Here is a 5,381-nt window from a genome sequence, read left to right as displayed (position 1 = left end):
CCGTAGATGCCGCCGAGGATGATCACCGGCATCATCAGCGCCAGCGCGGCTTCCCTGCCGGCTTGCTTGAAGGGCATCCGGCCGAGGTGGTCGTCCTTCCCGTAGCCTTTGACCTTGGACCAGAGCCAGACGAAGAACATCAGGCCGCCACCGATCAGCAGGCCGGGGCCGAAGCCTGCGATGAACAGTTCGCCGATGGAGACTTCGGCCGAGACACCGTAGAGAATCATCGGGATCGACGGGGGAATGATGACGCCGAGTTCGGCACTGGTCGCTTGCAGGGAGGCGGCAAAGTGGACCGGGTAGCCGTGCTTGACGAGTGCGGGAATCAGGATGGCGCCGATGGCGAAGGTGGTCGCCACCGAGGAGCCGGAGACGGCGGCGAAGATCATGCAGGTCATGACGCAGGTCATGGCCAGCCCGCCCTGCAGTCCGCCGACCATGGATTTGGCGAAGTTGACGAGACGGTTGGAGATGCCGCCGACTTCCATCAGGTTGCCGGCCAGGATGAAGAAGGGTATGGCGCCCAGGGCGAACTTGTCGATGGCGGAGAAAAGCTCCTTCGGCACGATCAGCATCGGGACGCTGGAGAAGAGATGCAGCCCCGTCACGCTGGCGAAGCCGATCGAGATGGCGATCGGGATGCTGAACGCGAAGAAGATGATCATCGAGACGAACATGGCGGCGGTCATGTGAATTCCTTGTGCTTGGGTTGTCGTTCTTGTCGTCGGCTTATTGCTGTGCTTCGAGATCCGCGTGACGCGGATCGAGGAAGTTGGCGACGGCGGCGATGATGGCGAAGAAAGAGCCGACCGGGAGGGCCGCGTAGCCGACGCTCATGGGCAGGAACTCCATGCCGCCGATTTCCTGGAAGCGGGTGCGCCAGGCGATGTCGATGCCGTACCAGATGAGCACCGAGAGGAAGAGCACGGCGATCAGGGTAAGCAGGAAGTGCAGGGGGCGGCGGAAACGGCCGCTCAAGCGGTACATGAGGTCAACCGAGACCTGGGCGCCTTCGCGGAAGGCGACGACGACGCCGAACATGACCATCCAGATGATGACAAGCCGGATGGCGATTTCGCTCCAGGTAGACGGGGTGCCGAAGATGAAGCGGATGAGGACCTGATAAATCCCGAGCACGGAAGCGAGACCGAGCAGAATGCAGGCCAGAACGACGATGACGGCGGTGAGCCGCCGTTCGATGGCGAGGAAGCGGGCTTTCATGGGTGAACTCCCGCCTGGGCTGCACCAAAGGGAGCAGGCCGTCTGTTTGTACGTTGGGAGGCGAAAACAATCACAAATTCATGGATGAAAAACATGGCTGCTCCAGAAGCGAAGAATCGACATTTGCACGCCCGCGCTCCTTTGACAGCGTACGAGAAGATGCGCGAGCGCCGGCGATAGTAGGGAAAATATTGAGCGGCGGAAATTCGGCCTTCCCACTAAGGCAAGATGCCGTCGGACATGGCCTCAACACGCCGAAGTCGCCCGCTTCGCAGCATTGCCACGGGCGCTGTTTCAGCGGTGATGGGGACATCGCGTAAGGGAAACACCGATCCAGAAACTGCGCGCCAGGGCGAGGCTTCAGCCAGCCTCCTCGCGTCAAGCTCACGTGATCAGCTCACGGCGGTTCTTGCGCCCACAAGGGTACGCCGGTGCCAGGCGCAAAAAAAACGGGCGCCGCTGGGGCGCCCGAAGGGGGTACTCGAGGAGGATCAAAATCAGTAGTGGTAGGCCGATTCGCCGTGGGAGGTGATATCGAGACCTTCGCGCTCTTCTTCTTCCGGAACGCGCAGCCCGATGAACACATCGACCAGCTTGTAGGCAACCACGGAGACGACGCCCGACCAGACGACGGCGGTCAGAACACCCCAGAGCTGGCTCATGACCTGCGCACCCATGTCGTACTCGCCGACAGCATTGGCGACGTAGTCATAGACCCCGGTGCCGCCGAGCGACGGGTCGCAGAACACGCCGGTCAGGATCGCGCCGAGGATGCCGCCGACGCCATGCACGCCGAACACGTCGAGCGAGTCGTCCGCGCCGAGCATCCGCTTGAGGCCATTGACACCCCAGAGGCAGACCACGCCCGCCAGCAGGCCGATGATGATGGCACCGACGACACCGACGAAGCCGGCGGCCGGCGTGATCGCCACCAGACCGGCGACCGCGCCGGAGGCCGCGCCGAGCATCGAAGGCTTGCCCTTCAGCATCCACTCGGTCAGCATCCAGGACATCGTCGCGCAGGCGGTCGCCACCCAGGTATTGACCATCGCCAGGGCCGAACCGCCGCTCGCTTCGAGCGCCGAGCCGGCGTTGAAGCCGAACCAGCCGAACCACAGCAGCGAGGCGCCGATCATGGTGAAGGTCAGGCTGTGCGGCGCCATCGATTCACGTCCGTAGCCGATCCGCTTGCCGATCAGGAAGGCGCCGATCAGACCGGCGATCGCGGCGTTGATATGCACGACGGTCCCGCCGGCGAAGTCAAGCGCACCCTTCTGGAACAGGAAACCGGCAGTCTTGCCCGCGGCTTCGGCCGCAGCGGCGTCGACGTAGGCATCCGGACCGGCCCAGTACCAGACCATGTGCGCCATCGGCAGGTAGGAGAAGGTGAACCAGATCACCATGAACACCAGGATCGCCGAAAACTTGGCGCGTTCGGCGAAGGCGCCGACGATCAGGCCGCAGGTGATCGCCGCGAAGGCGCCCTGGAAGATCACGAAGACCAGCTCGGAGATGACCACGCCCTTGCTGAAGGTCGCACCGACCGATTCCGGCGTGATGCCCTTCAGGAACAGCTTGTCGAGCGTGCCGAAGAAGGCGCCTCCCTCCGTGAATGCCAATGAGTAGCCGTAGACCACCCAGAGCACGGTAATCAGCGAGAAGACGACGAAGACCTGCATCAGCACCGACAGCATGTTCTTGGTGCGGACCAGACCGCCGTAGAACAGCGCCAGGCCGGGGATCGACATCAGGATGACCAATGCCGCGCTGGTCATGATCCAGGCGTTGTCGCCCTTGTCGGGAACGGGCGCAGCTGCCGGAGCGGCCTCGACCGGAGCGGCTGGTGCGGCGGCGGGTGCAGCAGCAGGAGCCGTGGCTACCGGCGCGGTCGCGGCCGGATCAGCAGCCTTGTCTTGCGCCCAAGCCGGACTGCCGAAGGCAACGGCGCCGAGCACGGCGAGGATGGCGAAGAAATGTCTCATGGCTTTTCTCCTTACAGGGCTTCCTCACCGGTTTCACCGGTGCGGATGCGGATGACTTGTTCGAGGTCGAAAACGAAGATCTTGCCGTCACCAACCTTGCCGGTGCCGGCGGATTTCTCGATGGCTTCGATCACCTGATCCAGAATCCCGTCCTGGATCGCGGCCTCGATCTTCACCTTGGGCAGAAAATCGACGACGTACTCGGCGCCCCGGTACAACTCGGTGTGCCCCTTCTGACGCCCGAACCCCTTGACCTCCGTAACGGTGATGCCCTGAACGCCGATGGCGGACAATGCCTCACGCACTTCGTCAAGCTTGAACGGCTTGATAATTGCGGTAACCATTTTCATGATGGACTCCCATTCTGGGGAGGTTGCCCTCCCCGGTGATAAAAAAACTGCCAAACTGGATCGAACGGCAACGAATGCAGGCTGTGCGACGAATACATAGCATTTGCCGTGCCAGACAAAAAACATATGTTTAATCATATGGTTAATTCATTAACAGCCGTTCTGTCGGGAATGCACGCACAGCGCTGGCGCACAAAAATGAGGCATCGCACCATCCGGGTGCCGCAGCGTGCAGATATTGCGCCGTGCTAAACTCACAGCCCTTTCTGGAGGACTCCCGCCATGCTCGATCCCAAAGTTTTCGAAGAGCTCAGCAGCCGCCTGAGCGCCCTGATCGCCGCCAGTCCGGCCGCCGATATCGAGAAGAATGCGCGCGCGCTGCTGTCCGGCTTTTTCACCAAACTCGATCTGGTGAGCCGTGAGGAATTCGATATCCAGGCGCAGGTACTGCAACGCACCCGCGAAAAATTGAAGGCGCTCGAGGAGCGCGTCGCCCGCCTGGAGCAACCAGCCGAACCCGTCGATACCGCCGACTGACACGCCCGAAAATCCTCCGACATGTCGCTGGCCATCGTCCACAGTCGCGCGCTCGACGGACTGTGTGCGCCGCAGGTGGCAGTCGAAGTGCATATCACCGGCGGCTTGCCCGGCGTGACGCTGGTCGGCCTGCCCGATACCGAGGTCAAGGAAGCGCGCGACCGCGTCCGCGCGGCGCTGCAGAACTCGGGGTTCGAGTTTCCGGCCAAGCGGATTACGGTCAACCTGGCGCCGGCCGATCTGCCCAAGGAGTCCGGGCGGTTCGACCTGCCGATCGCGCTTGGCATCCTGGCCGCATCCGCCCAGATTCCGGCCAAGGCACTCGACGATTACGAATTCGCCGGCGAGTTGTCGCTCTCCGGCCATCTGCGCCCGGTTCGCGGTGCGCTGGCGATGGTGCTGGCCGCCGATGCGGCGCGGCAGTGCTTCATCCTGCCAGAAGAGAGCGCCAGGGAGGCTGCATTGGCCCATGGCGCACGGGTTCTTTCCGCCGAGACCCTGCTCGACGTTTGCGCCCACCTGTGCGGACGCGGCGAGCTGAACCAGTGCGTTGGCGCCGAGCACGAACCGGCGGCGGATTATCCCGACCTTTCCGAAGTCCGCGGCCAGGCACACGCCAAGCGGGCGTTGGAGATTGCCGCTGCGGGAAATCACTCGCTGCTGTTCGCCGGCCCGCCGGGAACCGGCAAATCGATGCTCGCCAGCCGCCTGCCCGGTCTGTTGCCGCCAATGGCGCCGGATGCCGCGCTTGAATCGGCGGCGGTACTCTCGCTGGCCGGCCAGTTCCGTCCGGCGCATTTCGGTTGCCATCCCTATCGCTCACCGCACCATACGGCATCGGCCGCAGCGCTGGTCGGTGGCGGCAGCGTGCCAAGACCGGGCGAGATCTCGCTGGCCCACCGCGGCGTGCTGTTTCTTGACGAACTGCCGAAGTTCCAATATTGCCAATAAGGCAACCAAGAACGCCGGAAGTTGGCTAACCCGCTGACTTAAAAGGATTCCCAAAAATCCCAATGTTACATCGCTTGCAGGATTCCTGCGAGTAACGTTCTCACTCTGGCAATTTGCACGGCCCTGCCAAAATCCTCGATATCGTTAATTATCAAATAGTTAGCAATAGTGATGAGCAAAACCAGATAAATACAAAAAATGCAGGAATATTGCATCGCTCGTCACATTCCGATATTATTCATCCCAATCCTGCATTTGTCGCAGGTCGCAAAATTGGAAATTCCAGTATTTTGCTACTCAGAGGGCGAGGAAAATGGCGATTTCAAACATAGTGCTA

At 61.8% G+C, this 5,381-nt stretch carries 6 protein-coding genes; 2 read left to right on the top strand and 4 right to left on the bottom strand.

Going from position 1 to position 5,381, the window contains the following annotated elements; all coding sequences use genetic code 11:
* The 4 genes from BO74_RS20500 to glnK form a co-directional block, all read right to left on the bottom strand.
* Nucleotides 1-692 (bottom strand): TRAP transporter large permease (locus BO74_RS20500; protein ID WP_496445160.1); only part of this gene is annotated, 692 nt, incomplete at its 3' end.
* Nucleotides 693-732: 40 nt separating this feature from the next.
* Nucleotides 733-1,224 carry a TRAP transporter small permease gene (locus BO74_RS20495; protein WP_496445158.1) on the bottom strand — a complete coding sequence of 164 codons (492 nt, stop codon included), beginning with the start codon at nt 1,222-1,224 and terminating at the stop codon, nt 733-735.
* Between the two features lie 497 nt (nt 1,225-1,721).
* Nucleotides 1,722-3,206 (bottom strand): ammonium transporter, encoded by a 1,485-nt coding sequence (locus BO74_RS20490; RefSeq protein ID WP_496445156.1) that lies wholly within the window; start codon nt 3,204-3,206, stop codon nt 1,722-1,724.
* An 11-nt stretch (nt 3,207-3,217) separates the two neighbouring features.
* Nucleotides 3,218-3,556: a P-II family nitrogen regulator gene (gene glnK, locus BO74_RS20485; RefSeq protein WP_305075063.1), complete on the bottom strand. Its 339-nt coding sequence runs from the start codon at nt 3,554-3,556 to the stop codon at nt 3,218-3,220.
* Nucleotides 3,557-3,838: 282 nt separating this feature from the next.
* Between glnK and BO74_RS20480 the strand changes: the two genes are divergently transcribed.
* Nucleotides 3,839-4,093, top strand: coding sequence for an accessory factor UbiK family protein (locus BO74_RS20480; RefSeq protein ID WP_496445153.1), 255 nt, complete (start codon nt 3,839-3,841; stop codon nt 4,091-4,093).
* A gap of 21 nt (nt 4,094-4,114) precedes the next feature.
* Complete coding sequence (locus tag BO74_RS20475) at nt 4,115-5,044, top strand: YifB family Mg chelatase-like AAA ATPase (protein WP_496445151.1); 930 nt, start codon at nt 4,115-4,117, stop codon at nt 5,042-5,044.
* The last annotated feature ends 337 nt before the right edge of the window (nt 5,045-5,381 follow it).

The organism is Propionivibrio pelophilus DSM 12018 (genome assembly GCF_059569095.1).
This window is presented reverse-complemented; position numbering and strand designations above follow the sequence as displayed.